The sequence below is a fragment of the Chitinophaga cymbidii genome, assembly GCF_007992715.1.
Taxonomy (GTDB): Bacteria; Bacteroidota; Bacteroidia; order Chitinophagales; family Chitinophagaceae; genus Chitinophaga; species Chitinophaga cymbidii.
Map to the genome: position 1 here is coordinate 66557 of NZ_BKAU01000007.1, position 14765 is coordinate 81321.

A 14765-nucleotide genomic window follows, 5' to 3' on the forward strand; every position below is an offset into this window, starting at 1 on the left:
TGTGCTTATAGATTATTGAGCATTGCGTTTCCTTTTTAACCGTTCTGATAAACGGTCAAGCTCATGCGTGCGCGTTGCGACCCTGTCTACCCGCGCCTCCGCAACTTCCTGCTGGGACCGCTCAATATGTGCCACATCAACGCCACTGGCAATGGCGGCGCTCCGGAGGAAATACGCCGGACCGTTCTGGAGATATTGGCTGCTCATGGTACAGGTCAATGCCAGTCGCACCATAAAGCAAAACTCAGCATCCGTTATCATACCCAGCGCCATATGTAGATAAGCCTCGGGAGCTATATCGGTATCGCCCATCTTTGTCTCCAGCAGTTCATCAATTACAAGACGCCGATGGAAATCCAGACGTTCATAAACCAGTAACCTGACTGAAAGGGAATCTTCCGCAGTCACCGGCAGGTTTGCACCCTGTTCGGCCACGTGTTGCCCGTACTTATCGTAAATATCAGTCCGTATCTTCCTGATATCCAGTTCCTTTGCCCGAATTTCACGATCGTCGATCCTTTCGATTTCACTTTCCAGCATTTCCGGCGTGACCGTCTTGTTTTTGATGGCTTCCTGTACAGCTTTGGCAGTTTGCTTCACGGGCGTTGTTCTTTTTCCAACGATGAAGTATTGTCTTTCAATAGCATTTTCTCTCACTTCCAGCCCTTTCTGATAGCCTCCACTCTCAATTTCAGCCAGGAATTCAGCGTGAGCTTGCTGATATTCCTCCATCGCGCCTTCATACTGTTTATCGCCATTTTCAAAAACATCGTCTTCATCATCGTACTCTTCTTCATTCTCGTTAGTGTAGTCATCGCGATTGGGCAATTCCGGTTCTTCAAGGCATGTAATTTCATCGGATTTAATTATCATAATGCTCTCGAATCCGGCGAGCATAGACATTATGCGATCTGACGTATAAGGCCGGATGATGAAAAACGCTGGCTGAAATTCCTCGACGGATTTCCCGACTTTCCGGCGGAAACCTTCGTCGGATTTCCGGATAAAACAACTGCTGTTCATACACTGACGTTCCTTTGATAAGTCGGGAAAGAGAGTCTGAAGGTAGGCGCTATTGAAAGGACAGTTCCCGCAGGCACCAGCATCGGGTAATAATTCACTGTCTTCCGTATCAAAAGTTGCATTATTCAGATTACAGCGGTATTTCTTCAATTCTGATTCCAGGTTCTTTGCCGGCAGATACGAATTTGATTGCCAGTTTGAGAAATACTCGGAAAAGAAATCCTCCTGGGCCTCTTGCGACAAACTGGCTATTTGGAAGGCGTCATTTGTCGAAATCTTTCCGCTGAGGAACACTTCCTGAAAATCCTTAATCAAGGTGAGCAACTTTAAGCGTGCATACACAAAAGTGGCAGATTTGCCCAACCGGGAAGAAATCTCGTCAATCGACAGTCCCGCATCTCTCATGATCTTTATTGCATGCGCGATATGCAGCGGATGTGGATCTTCCCGCTGAAGGTTCTCCGCCAGTTGTATTTCATTAACCTCAGCATCATTATATTCCCTCACAATAGCGGGCACCTTCTTGATACCGGCCAACAACGCCGCACGCAGACGGCGTTCACCGACAACGAGTTCATATTTCCCCTTTACTGTTCGGATCGTAATCGGTGAAATAATGCCGTGAAGCGCCAGCTCATGCGCAAAATCCTGTAAAGCACTTTCGGAATAAAGCTGCCGGTGATTCTTCGGATTGAAGGATATATCACGGGCTTGCACCTGAATGACTGTAATTTCCGATACGGGTGCTGCGGCTTTGCTCACTTTGGTGTTTTTTGGGGCGGATGCTTCCGCAGATGTTTTCCTTATCGTTCCTTTAGTATTTTTCATATTATATTTTTTTGATTAACAACTGTAATTTCCCCGGCGCCTGGCGCCGGGGCTGTTCAACTCATCCTGCCGGGAGGAAATCCTTAGCTTGCCACTCTGCCCAACTGGACAACTGCCTTTGCCATGCGGATTCCCTGCGGCACCAACGGAAACCGGCTTTTTTCAGGCGAGTACGTGTTTCTTCGTCGGGCTTCGACGGAAAAAATATCTGAACCCTATTAGCTACAACATTCCGGAGGATGCGGACGCCACCTTTCTCGGTTTCCTCGTTCTCCTGGCCGTCGTATCTTTTCAGCAACGCGATCCTGGTTTCGATACGTTTCATTTCCGCTTTAGCATAAGGCAGCCGATAGTGCGGGAAACCGACAGGATTACCATTCTCGTCGTGCAATTCCTTCCACAGCTCCTCTGAAGCCCCGTCAAGCTGGAGGAAAGCGGCCATATCATGCTTTCTTACGCACTTATTCGCCGCTTTCATGAAAGCATGGTGCGCACTTAGGTGCGCCAGTTTATCCTCCAATTTGGAAATCGCCTCCGGATCATCGGAAGAAATGGCATCATTACTCTCTATGATCTGCGCCTTTTCCCGGTAGTATTCCGCCTGTTCAGCGGATTTGAAGGCTTTACCGAAAGTGTTGTGGATTCGGCTGCGATACCGGCGATCTCTTTTTTCGGAATGATGACCTACGAGAATCGGCTGGCCCATCGGGATTACCGAAGCCATTTTGTTTGCATGATCGTAAAGCTGATCGCTTTCCTGTTCCTTTTTCCTGGCTAACTCCAGGGCACGCGTGATGCGGTTTTGCTTGCGTTCTTGATAATCGTGTTTCATAATCTCAGATGTACCACTTAACCGGCGGCACTCCCGTTTATTTGGTGAATGTTCATGCTGAGTGGAGTAGGCTTTGCTTCAATGCCTCTATCAGTTTGATCTTTTGGAGCAGATTCAGCTCGAGGGCCGCAATGGCCTGTAGTCGATCCATATAGCGGTTGATGTTGGAAAAAGCCACCATCGTAGAAACGATAGCGGTTTTCATAACCCCAATTGAAATGTATTGCACACAGGTGCCGCGGAGATATTGACGAAACGCCTTCGCCTGCCACATTCCGTAGATGCACCAGTAATATTTGTAGAGATCATCTGGATCGCAGAACAACACGTAGCTATTCCGCCAGGGCTCAAATCCAGGTTTACCGGAGTTCTTTCCACGTGAAAGCAGATAGAGGCTACCGGGCTGGGCGGCCGAAGGATTGTAAGTTTGAAGTGTGAAATCTTTCATATTCTTTATTTTTTTGCGGCGTCAGCCGCGGTAAAACATTCTGGAAAGGGGAAAGAGTAAAAAAGAAAGGCATTTACGAGTCGCGGGAGTTGGACATTGACAAATCGCGGAGCTATAAAAGAGAGCGGGGCATAAAAAAGGCCATGCAGTCGTTTTACTGCATGGCCTTTTTTATGCCCCAAAGCCGAGCCCCGTGTTTATGGCACTCCGCGATTTGTCAATTCCAAACCCCGCGACTATCTTAGCCGCTCTTTTTTATTCTTTCCCCTTCTTGGATGCTTTATTTTTATACTGTTTCAGGCTAAAACACTTTCTACTAGCGGTTCCGACAGTTTGTATAAAAAACGAATGGTAAGTTAAATAGGAATAATGCCGATGAACGGAGCGTCGCAACGAACGCACAATAGATATTAACTGCCGGCACCTAAAAAAAAGACCACACCGGGAAGCCTATTTGCCAATTTTCCTTTTCTTTTTATCGACCGTAAGCGTATTTTCTATATCACTCAATACTCGCAATCCGTTTTCCAGGCTGGCTTTCGCGTCCGTATTCTTCTTTGTAGTGCTCGCGATGGTAATGCGGCGTCCACGTTCGTCATATATTGCCAATGCCCGGCTCTGTGGCGCCGCTTGTATTTTACAACGAACTCCGCGTCCATCTATCTGAAGTTCAACGGATCGCGCCTGACCTTCCCGTAATGCCCGAATCAAATTCGTGGACTGGGTTGCAGATAAGGGTTTCATAGGCAGTTTTTTCAACTCCGCCTCCAAATCGAAGGAGTGAATGATTAAAGGAACCTGTCCGGGTAGATGCTGCCCGGCAGTGTCCAGGGAATACCATTTCTCGTACCCATCTTCGATATGGGCGACAAAGCCGCCGTTTACCAAAGCAGCCGCATCCGTTGCTGAAAACGACTTTCCCGCATACAAGTCAAAAGATTGCTGCACCGCTCCGGCAGGGCGGTTCAGCATAGACTGGAGGTCAGGCCGGGCAGCGGCATCGAAGGAGTGGAAGTAGTAAAAATCACTTCCCGGCACCTTCGCAAAATGCAGGACGAACTCAGTATTCTTACATCTTGCCGGGTCTGCATACCTGAAATGAAACTGCGGCATCTCCTGAGCCATCATCTTTCTCAGGATCGTCTCTACCGGAAGTCGAAATCCATGGTCATTCAACGACTGCTGTACGGCATGGTGGTTCAGCGTCCGCAATTCGTTGCGCATCGTGTGCCGAATCTGTGTTTCCGTTTGCCGAAAGCCCTGGCGTCGCTGCAGCATGATGTCCCGCAGAAAAATGGAAACGGGATGATAAATTAGCCGACGAAACGGCGTCGGGTATTTCATCGCGCTCATCCGCCTTATCTGATGACGTACAAACCGAAGGGTGCTGCGCTCGGCCTTCGAGGGGTGCGGGTAAGCCGCCGCCGCGATACCCTCGTAGAACCGAATTTTCAAATCAAGTCCCGAAGCATCCTGTTTCCAGCCTGCCGGGTTGGCTGCGATAGATTGGGCCTCCTGAATCGCGTAGAGGGAAAGAGCCTCGGCGACACGGTTCACCGGGCCGGTTTGCGCAAAATTCATGTACCTGATTTTAGAATAATGGTCTGGCCTTGTACAGATGCCGGTTCCGTACTTCCATCTGAATATTCCGTCCGCCGTCCTTTTCGTAGATTTCGAGCTGGAACTTCTTCCCTTTGGGTATAGTAAACCGCTTCACTACAAAAACGAGCTCAGCAGATGAATGGCCAGGCACCATCTTACTCCCGGCTGTAATATCCGGTACAAGCTCCTGCTGCTGAGCGGTTGCCCGTTTTACCTGGCGACCGTCAGAAATATACATGCGGGTGAAATCGATAAAGTATGGAAGAGAAGATTTGTTCCATATGCGATACCGGAAATAAAGCCTGTCCTGGTCGAAGTGGATCGATAGCAACCGCAGGCGAAGCTGGTGATTTCTTGCCGTTTTTCTGAAAAAGGGCTGTCCAGCTTCAACTTTACACAACCGTAGCTGGGTATCGGGCATGCCATCCTCCATTTCGGGGAAGATCAGTGGCATATGCTGCGCCGCCCGGCCTGTCGAAGCCGCCAGGCGTGACAAATCGAAAGTGCCGCCGCTACCGGCCCCAAAGGTGATTTCAAAGGAATATACCTTCCCGTCCGCAGTAAAGACATGGAGACTGGACGGCTCGAAATCTTTGCGGGCGGCTTTCACCTTCAACACATTGCCGACGCCTGCCTGCCGGCTTACAATTATGTCCTGCCTTCCTCTGTCAGCATCCTTGATGGGCGCGGGAAAAATCAGCACGGTCGTTTTGTTGTAGCCCACGGAAAGCGAATACGGGGTGAGCGCCGTGCTGGAAGGAAGTTCCAACATTTGGGCTGACACATTTCCGAGGGTCAACAGGAATAATAACGGTAAAATGATGCATTGTTTCATATAAGATGATTGAATGGTTAGAAACGAGTGTTTACCAACATGACTTTGTGATTGGCTTTGAGCGTGGCATATGGCGTTTTCGTCTTTTTCGATAACAGGCTTTTGGCGGCCTGAATACCGGATGCTGCTGCCTGTGCCCCCAGGCTGGGGTCCATGTTGTACAGCTCCAGGTTTTGCACCGCCTGGTTTAGCCCCTCACGGCCCGCGTCGCGGGCATCTGCGCCCGGCGCAGATATGCCCGCGATCCCGTCGATATCGAAGACGATCAGTTTCACCGGTAGCACCGTATTGGCGTAAAAAGCGTGGCGAATATCGAGCTCAACCCTTTCCTTGGCGACAGTGGCCCTTCCGAAGACAAAACTGTTTGCCGGAATTTTGGCGTTGTTGACATATATATCCTGCAGCAGTCGTAACCGGACGATGGAGCCAGTACGTACACGCTGGTCGGCATGTACCGTGGCCGCAATCGTCCCGTTTCCGGGCGGTTGTTCTATGCTCTGAGGTGTAGGATCTTCGGAAAGCCCATAAAAACCGTTGTCGGAAGGCTCGCTGGGCTTGGGGCCAGCAACGGTGGCGATGAAGGATTCCAGCGTATCGTCTGGAACAGGCTTTGCAAGCCCGGGATTGCGCCCCGGTTGCTGGATTTCCAAAATTTTGTCCAGCATCCCGTCCAAACGCTTTATCTCAGCGTCTTCAGGTGGGGTTGCCACATCACCCATGAGCTTTTCCAATTGCCCCAGGTCGGCGGAAGCCTGATTGTCGGACGGAACAGCAATCGGCAGACCGGCGTTGGGCATGTGAGGCTCTGCTTCCTGTTGGGCCAGGGTCATCTGTAGCCGCTCCAGCACTTTCTCGACCTTCCGTTCGTTGGGGTCGGTGCTTGACGTCGCACGGCGAGTTTCCTGCGGTAGTTGCGAAGGGACGTTCACGATTTCAGGTGCAACGCCCTCGACCGGGAACAGAAGGGAGTCTCTGCGAGCTTCCTTCAGTTTGCGGAGGCTGTCCTGGCGTGCTTCCATATATAGATCCAGTTTGTTCTTATACCGATCGTCCAGCTTAGGGCCGGGCAGGTCTGTATTGAAGGCACTTTTCCCGGTTTTTTCCGCAGGAGTGCCAGATTCCCGCAAAAAGGTAAAAAGGTAATAGAACCCCAGCGTCAGCACGAACGCCGCTACTGGCAATAACTTCAGTAGTTTACGGATGTCGAGTTTTGTGAGAGGTATGGAAGTCATGGTAAATGGTTTTTGTTCTGAATCGAATCGAGCGAAAGTGCCTGTGGCAGCGGCGCCTGCAAGGGCTGGATCCTTTCCTGCCGGATCGGCGGGCGATGGCTGTTTCTCGGCGAAATCACCCCGGTAATTGCCAAGTGAATGAAACAGGTTCCGGCTACCAGCGTGAAGCACAGTAGCATCGTTTGTTTTTGCCTAACAGTAAAAAGTTGCTCACTGCGCCGGAGGTAGCTCGCCAGCGTCTTGAGCCAACGCCGACCGTTCTGGCGTTCCGGCGCAAGAGGAACTTCATCGTGCCCGCGGATGATGTTTCGGAGAATTTTCATCGGTGCATGTCTTGGTTTGAAATGATCCGCCATGCGCCAATCAGCATACCCTGCGGGTTATTTTCGCTGATTGCGGCGGTTTCTGTTATGGTGCCCGTGGTGATGAGCGAGCGGACGATGGTGGAGGTGGCGCGAACGATCTTCAGCTTTCCATAAAAAGCAAAACGGACGGGATTTTCATTCACATCAACGGCAACGCTGTCGGCTTCAACAAACTGGTTAATGTTTCCGGAAACGATCCCAGTGTAGTAGCCTGACTCCTGGAGGTTGTCATATTCCTTTTTTGCAGTCGCGTCGGCCAAATACAGCGCCCGCGTGACGCCTCGGCGGATAGCTTCTTCATCGGGAGAAGCGGTAAAGAAAAAATGATGGAAATCACGCACATGGTCTTTCACCCTTATTTCCAATACGCGCCTCTTATCCGTGCCTGTTGCCTCCAACAATTTGCCGTTGGCGAGTACATACACCTTTGACCTTTCTTCTCGGATAACGCGCACGGCCCAGTATTGGGCCAGCGCGGAACCAATACCGTTAACGGCAAGGAATAGGTAAGAAAACAGTCTGATGTGCCGGAAAGCGGCATCTACATTTTTGAAATGTTGGAACATAGCCTGGGAGTTTACTTACCTGAGATTTGATTGAATTGATGCCCGGCGTCCTTGTTATAGCCTTCCGAGTTTGCGGCATCCGCCATCGGGTAACGCAATTTGTCGGACGCGCCGGTGTCGGCTGCCGCACTTCCAGCCGCCGACGCCCCGGCTGCTGAAGAGGGGCCCGCCGCGGCTCCGGCGCCTCCTGTACCCGCAACCACAGCGGTGCGCGCCGCAAATTGAAACTTCGATAACAGGGCATTGCCGCCACTGGCGTGCACGATGTAGTTGGCGATCGACGGCACGGTGAAATACCCGACGATGCCGACTACGAGGAACACGATGTAAGCCACGCTGGTCAAGCTATACGTCGCATTATTTCCGCCAGCGAGCACGGCTTCAATGTCATTCTTGATAAGATTTTCTTGAATACGGGAGATCATGGCACCGAAGAGATTGGCAACGGGAAGCCACATGTATACGTTTATATACCGGGCAAGCCATACGGACAACGTATGCTGGAAACCGTCGTAAACGCTCAGGGCGAAGACAAACGGCCCCACGATGGCGAGGATGACCAGGTGAAATGTCCGCATGGCGTCGATACAAAGCGCAGCGGCGTAGAAAAGGATCTGGAGTATCTTCGACACGATAAGTTGGACGTAGTAAAGGATCGTTCCTTCGACCTTTCCCCACATCAGGCTCCAGAATCCACGGGAATCCTCTTCACCCGCCGTTTGAGCGTTGAGGTACTTGTAGTATTCCTGCATTTCCTGATCGTTGGTCCCCGGGCTGCCGGGGGGCAATTCCGCCTTTCCTTTCGCGAGTAACTCATATTCCACACGCATCAGTTCCTTTACAGCGTTGTCGCTTTGGGTGACAAGCTCGTTCGTTGCGTCAACCGTTGGCTGAAGAATACCGTTGATAACGCCCAACACCAGCGGATAGATACCGATCAGCACAGCGAGCACGAAAGGGCGCAGCAACGGGAAAAAATCGATAGGTTCCGCCGCCGCCAGACTCCGGCCAGCGCGGGCTGCGATGTAGAAGATGGCTCCGAAGCCGGCTATGCCCCGCGCCACCGTCGTCAAGCGCCCGCAAAGCGGGATCATATCGTCGTAAATGCGGTCAAGAATATCATGGAGTTTCTGGATATCCGCGTTTCCGCCCGACTGGGCAAGACAAACGGCGGGCAATGCCGCTATCAGCAGCACCAACAGGAAGGACTTTTTCATGGATTTCCTATTTACTGGCCTGGCGGCCGATTAGCTGTTCTATTTCCTGGAACCTGCCGCCCCGCATGCGAGCCACGGAGCCGGTGTTGAGATTGAATTGCCGCAAAGAGGACAAATCGCCTTGCACCGATGCAAAAACGCGGTCAATTGCCGCCATACGCTCGGCATCGGTCATCCGCAACTTGCCTCCGGTCATGATCAATATCAGCTCTTCGAGGTTCCGTACAGATTTGTCAAAGAGGCCGGCGTACACGCGCTGAATGGCCGAAAGCTCGTCGGGAGTAAACATCCCTTTTCGTCGGAACCGGGAAAGGGCGGTGCGGTATTCCGCGACGATGATCCGCTGCATCGCGATAATTTCCGGAATGCGCCGATATCGGGCAACGCCGGGGCTGACCGCCATCAGGCCATCCAAAAACAGTTCATGTAGCTTAAAATTCCCCTGGGACAGGTCGCGGACAGCATTGTAACCGCGGCTGAGCACTGTGTAGGCGCGGCGCATGTCGGCCAATATCTGGCGGAACTGATTTAACTTCTCGATGTTGAGCCCCAGTTGAATTACATCATGGGATTGGGCGCCCGCTGGGTGAAACCCCATCAGCACGAGGAGCAAAAGAATAGCGGCGCTTTTCATGGCAACAAGGTTTTGAAGTGAAGGTGTTCACGGCTGTTCCTGACCGCGGCCGCCGCTGAACGCTCGAAATCATCGGAAAGCTGCCGAATGCGTGCCCGCCGCAATTCCTGCCGGGCGGCCAGGTGCCCGACCTGCTCCAGCCGTTCCGCATCGTTCAATTCAAAGCGGCGGTCCGTCAGGAGATCAGTTAAAAAAAGCAGGTCGCGGGCGAGATCGTCGGAGAACTGGAGATATGCGTCCACCAGGATGCTGCGTTTCCAGGAGGGAAAGCCTTCAATAGTTTCCCATCGGGCACGCATACGCCGGAAATGTTCGATCAGAGATGCATAGCTGCCCGCAAGGTTCAGCACTTTCTGATGCCTCCGAATGAAGGGGCTGACGTATTGCAACGATGAAAAGAATGCGGAATGGATATCGAATTCGCCGCGCTTGATCTGGCCGACAACCTGAAGCCCGCCACTGACAGCCTGATACCCTTGGCGGGCCAAGGACAGGTATTGCTGAAGCGCGGCGATCTGAATCGCCAGATACCTCCGCTGTGTCTGGTTTTGGCGAAGCCATTCAGCGGCCAGTTGAGCCCGCACACTCCCGGCGAGAACCATCAAAAGGAGGATGAGAATAGTTTTCCGGTACATGAGCGTCATTTTATTCCGTATAAGCCCTTTATCCTGTTTGCCTCTTTTGCGCTCCGAGCGCGCTGGAGGCTGAGGCCGGCGGCTCGATGCGTTACCCGGCGCAGCGCGACGACATGCCCTTCCATTCGGTCCGCAACTTCACTTATGATCTTCAGCCGGTCAGCATCACTCATCTGCACGGTGAAGGCATTGACCACGTTCAGCACGTCTTCCACGTTATTTAGGCTTTCAGCAAGGATGCCGGAATACAGCGCGTGAAGCTGGTCAACCTCAGCCGCATTGAAATGCCGGTCCTCCCGGATGACGGCAAATGCCCGGCGGTATTCTTCAACCAGCGCGCGTTGCCGCTGGACGATCTCAGCCACGCGCCGGTAGTAGGCAATGACGGATTTTACCTTCCACAGCTCGGCGAAGTAGTCCTGATACAATACCCGTTGCCGTTCCGTCCACTGGCCGATCTCCTCCAGCCGCAGCTTCGCCATGATGTTCTCCAGCGCCTTTTGGGCATTTTGAAGGGTGATCGTCCGGTTCTGGAGCCGCTGGATTTGCAAATCCATCGCACGGATCACCTTCTTTACCACGGCGGTAACCACGGGCCAAATCGCATACGTACGGCTGACGGGTACTCCTGTCAACACGACCAGGAGGACGAGTGTGATAAAAATCTTCCGTTTCATATCATATCTTTTTTGAACGTATGTCGGCGGCAAGCCGGGAAATGCCGCGCCTGATGGAGCCATACCGCGCCGCATATTGCTGCACCAGCAGCTTTTCCCGCTCCTCGGTGGTGTAGCACAGGTATTCTTCGAGGGAGACTTCCGTGCGGTACACCTTGCTGTAAGCGCCCAGGCTGATGAAGATTTCTTTGTACTTCAGGTGCGGATCGTTTGCCTTGTTCATAGACAGGATCAGGCTCCGGTCCCGGTCTGTCAGGCCCAGGGCATCCTGAACTGCCTGGAACTTGTTCGCGTATTTGCTTTGGTCGAGCAGGATCTTGATGTCGCTGTTAGCGATAATGGTGTCCTTGATTATCGGGCTGGAAATGATATCGTCGATCTCTTGGGTGACAACGGCCGCCGTGCCATAGAATTTCCGGACGGTTTTGAACAGGTAGCGGATATATTCCGCCATTCCGGCACGGGCAATTGCTTTCCATGCCTCTTCGATCAGGATGATCTTGCGCACACCCTTCAAGCGCCGCATCTTGTTGAGAAAATTCTCGGCGAGCGTCAAGGTTACGGCTGGCAGCAGGATGGGATGGTCCCGGATCGCGTCCAGCTCGTACACGATGAAATTGGTATGGAGCAGGTCCAGGTTCTCCGTCGCATTTAACAGGTAATCATATTCTCCGCCAGTATAGTATGGCCGGAGCACGTATAGGAAATTGTCAATGTCGAAATGCTTGTCTTTCACGCCCTGCTGGCGCAGTTCTGGAACAAAAACATCGCGGAGGTAGTCGTAAAACGTATTAAAACACGGGAGGACGCCGGGATCGGCTTTCAACTTGTCGAAGTAGCTCTGCAGCGCGTTGGACAGGGAAATGTATTCACTCCTGGAATATGCCTCGTCGTCCTTCTTCCACAAAGCCAGCAGCAACGACTTTATCGCCTCACGTTTCTCCGTGTCCAGTTGGTTATCCGGAACGAAAAACGGGTTGAAGGATATCGGATTCTTTTCGCTGAAGGTGAAGTAATACCCACCTAGGAGATCGCAAAGCCCCTTATACGAGTGCCCTACGTCCACGACGAGGATGTGGTCACCGCATTCGTTACAGCTACGAAGGATGTGGTTGGTGGCAAACGACTTTCCGGAGCCGGAAGGCCCGCAAAGGAAGATATTCCGGTTCTGAATAAGCCCCCGGTCGAACGGTTCATAGAATAAATCGACCTGAAGGGGCCGCCCTGTCAAACGGTCGCCGAACCGGATGCCCTGCGCGGCGAGAGACGTCCGGTAATTCGTTTCGACGTTGAAAAAACACACGGCCTGCTCGGCAAACGTGTCAAATCTTGACGTGGACGGTAGTTCCGCCCCGTTTCCCGGGATGCCGGCCCAAAAAAGGCATGCCGCCGCCGCAGTCTCCAGCTTTGCCTTGCCGTCCAGCGCTGCCATCGCTGAGGAAACCATATTTCGGAGTTCCCTGCTTTTCGCCGGGTCGTCGTGCCAGGCAATCACATTCAAGTGGGCTTTCACTGGCAATCGGCCCTGACCGATGGCTTCATTGAGAAATGCGCTCGTCGCGTCACGGCTGATGGCGTTTTCACGTGAATATGCCGAAAGTGATTGCAGCCGCTTCCGTTTTGTTTCCAGTTGGCGGAGGGTGCCCGCACCATCGCCTACAATGATGTACTGATTGACGATATGATTGCAATGCAACAACAGCCCTAACGGGGCGCCGAAACCGATGGAGAACGGGGTGCGCTCGGTGCTGTATTTTTCGTAATTCAGGCGGGGGCCGCACAGGGAAGGCAGGTCATCAGGATCTGCAAGGGAAAAAATGTGCAGGGAGTGTCCCGCTACGCTCAATTCCCCGCCAGTTTTGAAATCGGCCAATACCGGTATTTGGTCTTCAGCCAATTGATAGCAATATCTTTCGAGCAGGCCTGCACGATTAGGAGAACTGGCCAGGTCATCACCGTCCAACCTTCGCAGCTCCAGGAAACCGCTGTCTTGCAGAACGGCGGCGAACTGGCTCGCCTTTTCGGCAAACACCTCGAAGCGCCGGTCGTCCAGCAGCTCCCGGGCAACAGGAGACGTGCGAAACAGAACGCCTGCTGTCGGTGCCGGGTTCAATAAGGCCGGCGGCACCGTGCTGAGAAAAATGTAACATTCGTGGCGCAGAAAGGGTCTTTCAGAAAAATGCCGGTCGCTGGCGTCCATCAGGAAAGAGTCAGCCGATGCTGACGGCCTGAAAGCGTCTTCTACGTACCAATCTTGCTTATGAACGATGGTATGTTCCGGCAGAACACGTATCGCCTTCACAAATGCGGCATGGAGCGCCTCATAGTCAGCAGAAGACATCGTGAATATCTCCGGCAGTACGACGGAAAATGCTATGGAAACGCTCCCGGATTTAGCAATGAGAAAATCCTTTTCGATTTTATGAATGGGGAACACACTCTCCAGCGTTTTATTCTTTCTCATACTTGCCTGAATTGAAGGAGGTGAAGACACTACGCGAGGACGTCGTGATATGCTGCGACAATCGGGATTGGGCCAGCTTCTTTGCCAGGCCATGCTCGCCGTACCGCTTGCTATATCGCTGAACCGCAACCAACAGCCCATATCCTGCAACCACCACGGCTACGACAACCGGTATCGCCGGTATTCCTGCGATGAAGGCAATTGCACATAGCAGCAGCAGGAGAACCATGCCCACGGCGAGGAAGAGCAGATACTGCGCCTTTATCCCCCGAAACTCGATGCTGCGGTTGACGCCTTTGTTTACTTGATATACTGTTGCCATCGGTAAAGATTTACACGCCGAAAAAGCTCTTCAATACCGTAGCCACAACGACCAGGAAAATGCAGGCACCGAACCAACTCGCGGCCAGCTTCGTCGTTTCCGTATCGCCCTGGCTCCATCGGGTATAGACCTTTACGGCGCCTACTAGCCCAAGTACGGCGCCGATGGCATAAAGCAGGGTTATTCCAGTATCGAAGTATTCACGGACCATGTCATTTGCTTGTTCGATACCGGCAACACCATCTTGGGCATTAGCGGAAATGCTCGCAGATAAGAGAATGATGGCAATAGCCTGCCAACGGGCCTTCTGCCCATAGGAATTGAGTAATTTCATGAATCAAAAATTTGGGAGGTGAGGATGCCCTGCCTGTGGGGGCCCGTCGCCGGCGGAGAACCGTTGATCGGCAGGCAGGGCTATGATGGGAAAGTTGATTTGACCATGTGGCCTACGACCACAGTTCCGCCAGTTCCGCTTCCGTAAAACGTAATGCTAGGTCGCGCTCTACAGATACAGCCACATATCGGTTAATGGCATCATAGAACTCGGTATTCTGGAAAATACCGTATTGGCTTACGATAGCCCGTATCTTCGTGAACACTTCAGCAGGATTGGCGGGATGGCTGGCGATGTTGCCGATTACGGCGGCGATATGATCGATTACTGCTTCAGCTTCCTTCAGAAGAATACTTGAATCGTCCTCGACCAGTTCCAATTCGCCGGAGTCATCTTCCTCCGTAAAATCGATTTCAGGTTCTTGAGGGTCGTAGCTGGAGGTTGGCAAGCGATTGCTAAATGAAGGTGACAGGGGCTCCCTGAAGCCAGCCGTCTGAACGATTGGCATGGGAATTTCTTTCTTACTGAACACTTTTGCCCTGATGAAGAAAAGATAAACCAGGACATATGTAATGCCCGATAGAAACAGGGCGAGCAGTACCGGTGAAAAATTGATAGATGCCATACAATTGTATTTTGATTATGAAATAAATTGTAAGGCAAATGTGCGATCCACTAACGCCCATTTTTCATAGTCTAAATCCTAGTTGGGTAATTTTATTTTGAATTTTTCACCATCTTTGGAATAGTT

16 protein-coding genes are annotated in these 14765 nt (G+C 52.1%); all 16 read right to left on the minus strand.

Annotated features, from left to right (window positions below; translation table 11 throughout):
- Positions 1 to 12 precede the first annotated feature (12 nt).
- Entirely contained in the window at positions 13 to 1851 is a 1839-nt protein-coding gene (locus tag CCY01nite_RS24375) for a ParB/RepB/Spo0J family partition protein (RefSeq protein ID WP_146867177.1), read from the minus strand.
- 61 nt (positions 1852 to 1912) lie between these two features.
- Positions 1913 to 2683 carry a DUF3560 domain-containing protein gene (locus tag CCY01nite_RS24380; protein WP_146867178.1) on the minus strand — a complete coding sequence of 257 codons (771 nt, stop codon included), beginning with the start codon at positions 2681 to 2683 and terminating at the stop codon, positions 1913 to 1915.
- Positions 2684 to 2735: 52 nt separating this feature from the next.
- Positions 2736 to 3131: a DUF6943 family protein gene (locus tag CCY01nite_RS24385; protein WP_146867179.1), complete on the minus strand. Its 396-nt coding sequence runs from the start codon at positions 3129 to 3131 to the stop codon at positions 2736 to 2738.
- A gap of 450 nt (positions 3132 to 3581) precedes the next feature.
- Positions 3582 to 4712 carry a hypothetical protein gene (locus CCY01nite_RS24390; protein ID WP_146867180.1) on the minus strand — a complete coding sequence of 377 codons (1131 nt, stop codon included), beginning with the start codon at positions 4710 to 4712 and terminating at the stop codon, positions 3582 to 3584.
- Positions 4713 to 4722: 10 nt separating this feature from the next.
- On the minus strand, positions 4723 to 5568 hold the full coding sequence (traN, locus tag CCY01nite_RS24395) for a conjugative transposon protein TraN (protein ID WP_146867181.1): 846 nt from the start codon (positions 5566 to 5568) through the stop codon (positions 4723 to 4725).
- A gap of 17 nt (positions 5569 to 5585) precedes the next feature.
- A complete protein-coding gene (traM, locus tag CCY01nite_RS24400) occupies positions 5586 to 6800 on the minus strand; it encodes a conjugative transposon protein TraM (protein WP_146867182.1) in 1215 nt (404 codons plus the stop codon).
- The gene (locus CCY01nite_RS24405) at positions 6797 to 7123 is read right to left on the minus strand and encodes a hypothetical protein (RefSeq protein WP_146867183.1); all 327 of its coding nucleotides are present in this window, start codon (positions 7121 to 7123) and stop codon (positions 6797 to 6799) included. Before CCY01nite_RS24405 ends, traM begins: the two co-directional genes overlap by 4 nt.
- Positions 7120 to 7731: a conjugative transposon protein TraK gene (gene traK, locus CCY01nite_RS24410; RefSeq protein WP_146867184.1), complete on the minus strand. Its 612-nt coding sequence runs from the start codon at positions 7729 to 7731 to the stop codon at positions 7120 to 7122. Before traK ends, CCY01nite_RS24405 begins: the two co-directional genes overlap by 4 nt.
- Positions 7732 to 7742: 11 nt before the next feature.
- Complete coding sequence (gene traJ, locus CCY01nite_RS24415) at positions 7743 to 8948, minus strand: conjugative transposon protein TraJ (RefSeq protein WP_146867185.1); 1206 nt, start codon at positions 8946 to 8948, stop codon at positions 7743 to 7745.
- A gap of 7 nt (positions 8949 to 8955) precedes the next feature.
- Positions 8956 to 9582: a TerB family tellurite resistance protein gene (locus tag CCY01nite_RS24420; protein ID WP_146867186.1), complete on the minus strand. Its 627-nt coding sequence runs from the start codon at positions 9580 to 9582 to the stop codon at positions 8956 to 8958.
- Positions 9579 to 10217: a hypothetical protein gene (locus tag CCY01nite_RS24425; protein WP_146867187.1), complete on the minus strand. Its 639-nt coding sequence runs from the start codon at positions 10215 to 10217 to the stop codon at positions 9579 to 9581. Before CCY01nite_RS24425 ends, CCY01nite_RS24420 begins: the two co-directional genes overlap by 4 nt.
- A 5-nt stretch (positions 10218 to 10222) precedes the next feature.
- Complete coding sequence (locus CCY01nite_RS24430) at positions 10223 to 10894, minus strand: conjugal transfer protein TraI (RefSeq protein WP_146867188.1); 672 nt, start codon at positions 10892 to 10894, stop codon at positions 10223 to 10225.
- 1 nt (position 10895) lies between these two features.
- Positions 10896 to 13358 (minus strand): TraG family conjugative transposon ATPase, encoded by a 2463-nt coding sequence (locus CCY01nite_RS24435; RefSeq protein ID WP_146867189.1) that lies wholly within the window; start codon positions 13356 to 13358, stop codon positions 10896 to 10898.
- Complete coding sequence (locus CCY01nite_RS24440) at positions 13345 to 13680, minus strand: DUF4133 domain-containing protein (protein WP_146867190.1); 336 nt, start codon at positions 13678 to 13680, stop codon at positions 13345 to 13347. The genes CCY01nite_RS24435 and CCY01nite_RS24440 overlap by 14 nt, the downstream gene beginning before the upstream one ends.
- Positions 13681 to 13690: 10 nt before the next feature.
- On the minus strand, positions 13691 to 14014 hold the full coding sequence (locus CCY01nite_RS24445; protein ID WP_146867191.1) for a DUF4134 domain-containing protein: 324 nt from the start codon (positions 14012 to 14014) through the stop codon (positions 13691 to 13693).
- A gap of 112 nt (positions 14015 to 14126) precedes the next feature.
- Positions 14127 to 14639: a hypothetical protein gene (locus CCY01nite_RS24450; RefSeq protein ID WP_146867192.1), complete on the minus strand. Its 513-nt coding sequence runs from the start codon at positions 14637 to 14639 to the stop codon at positions 14127 to 14129.
- Positions 14640 to 14765 lie beyond the last annotated feature (126 nt).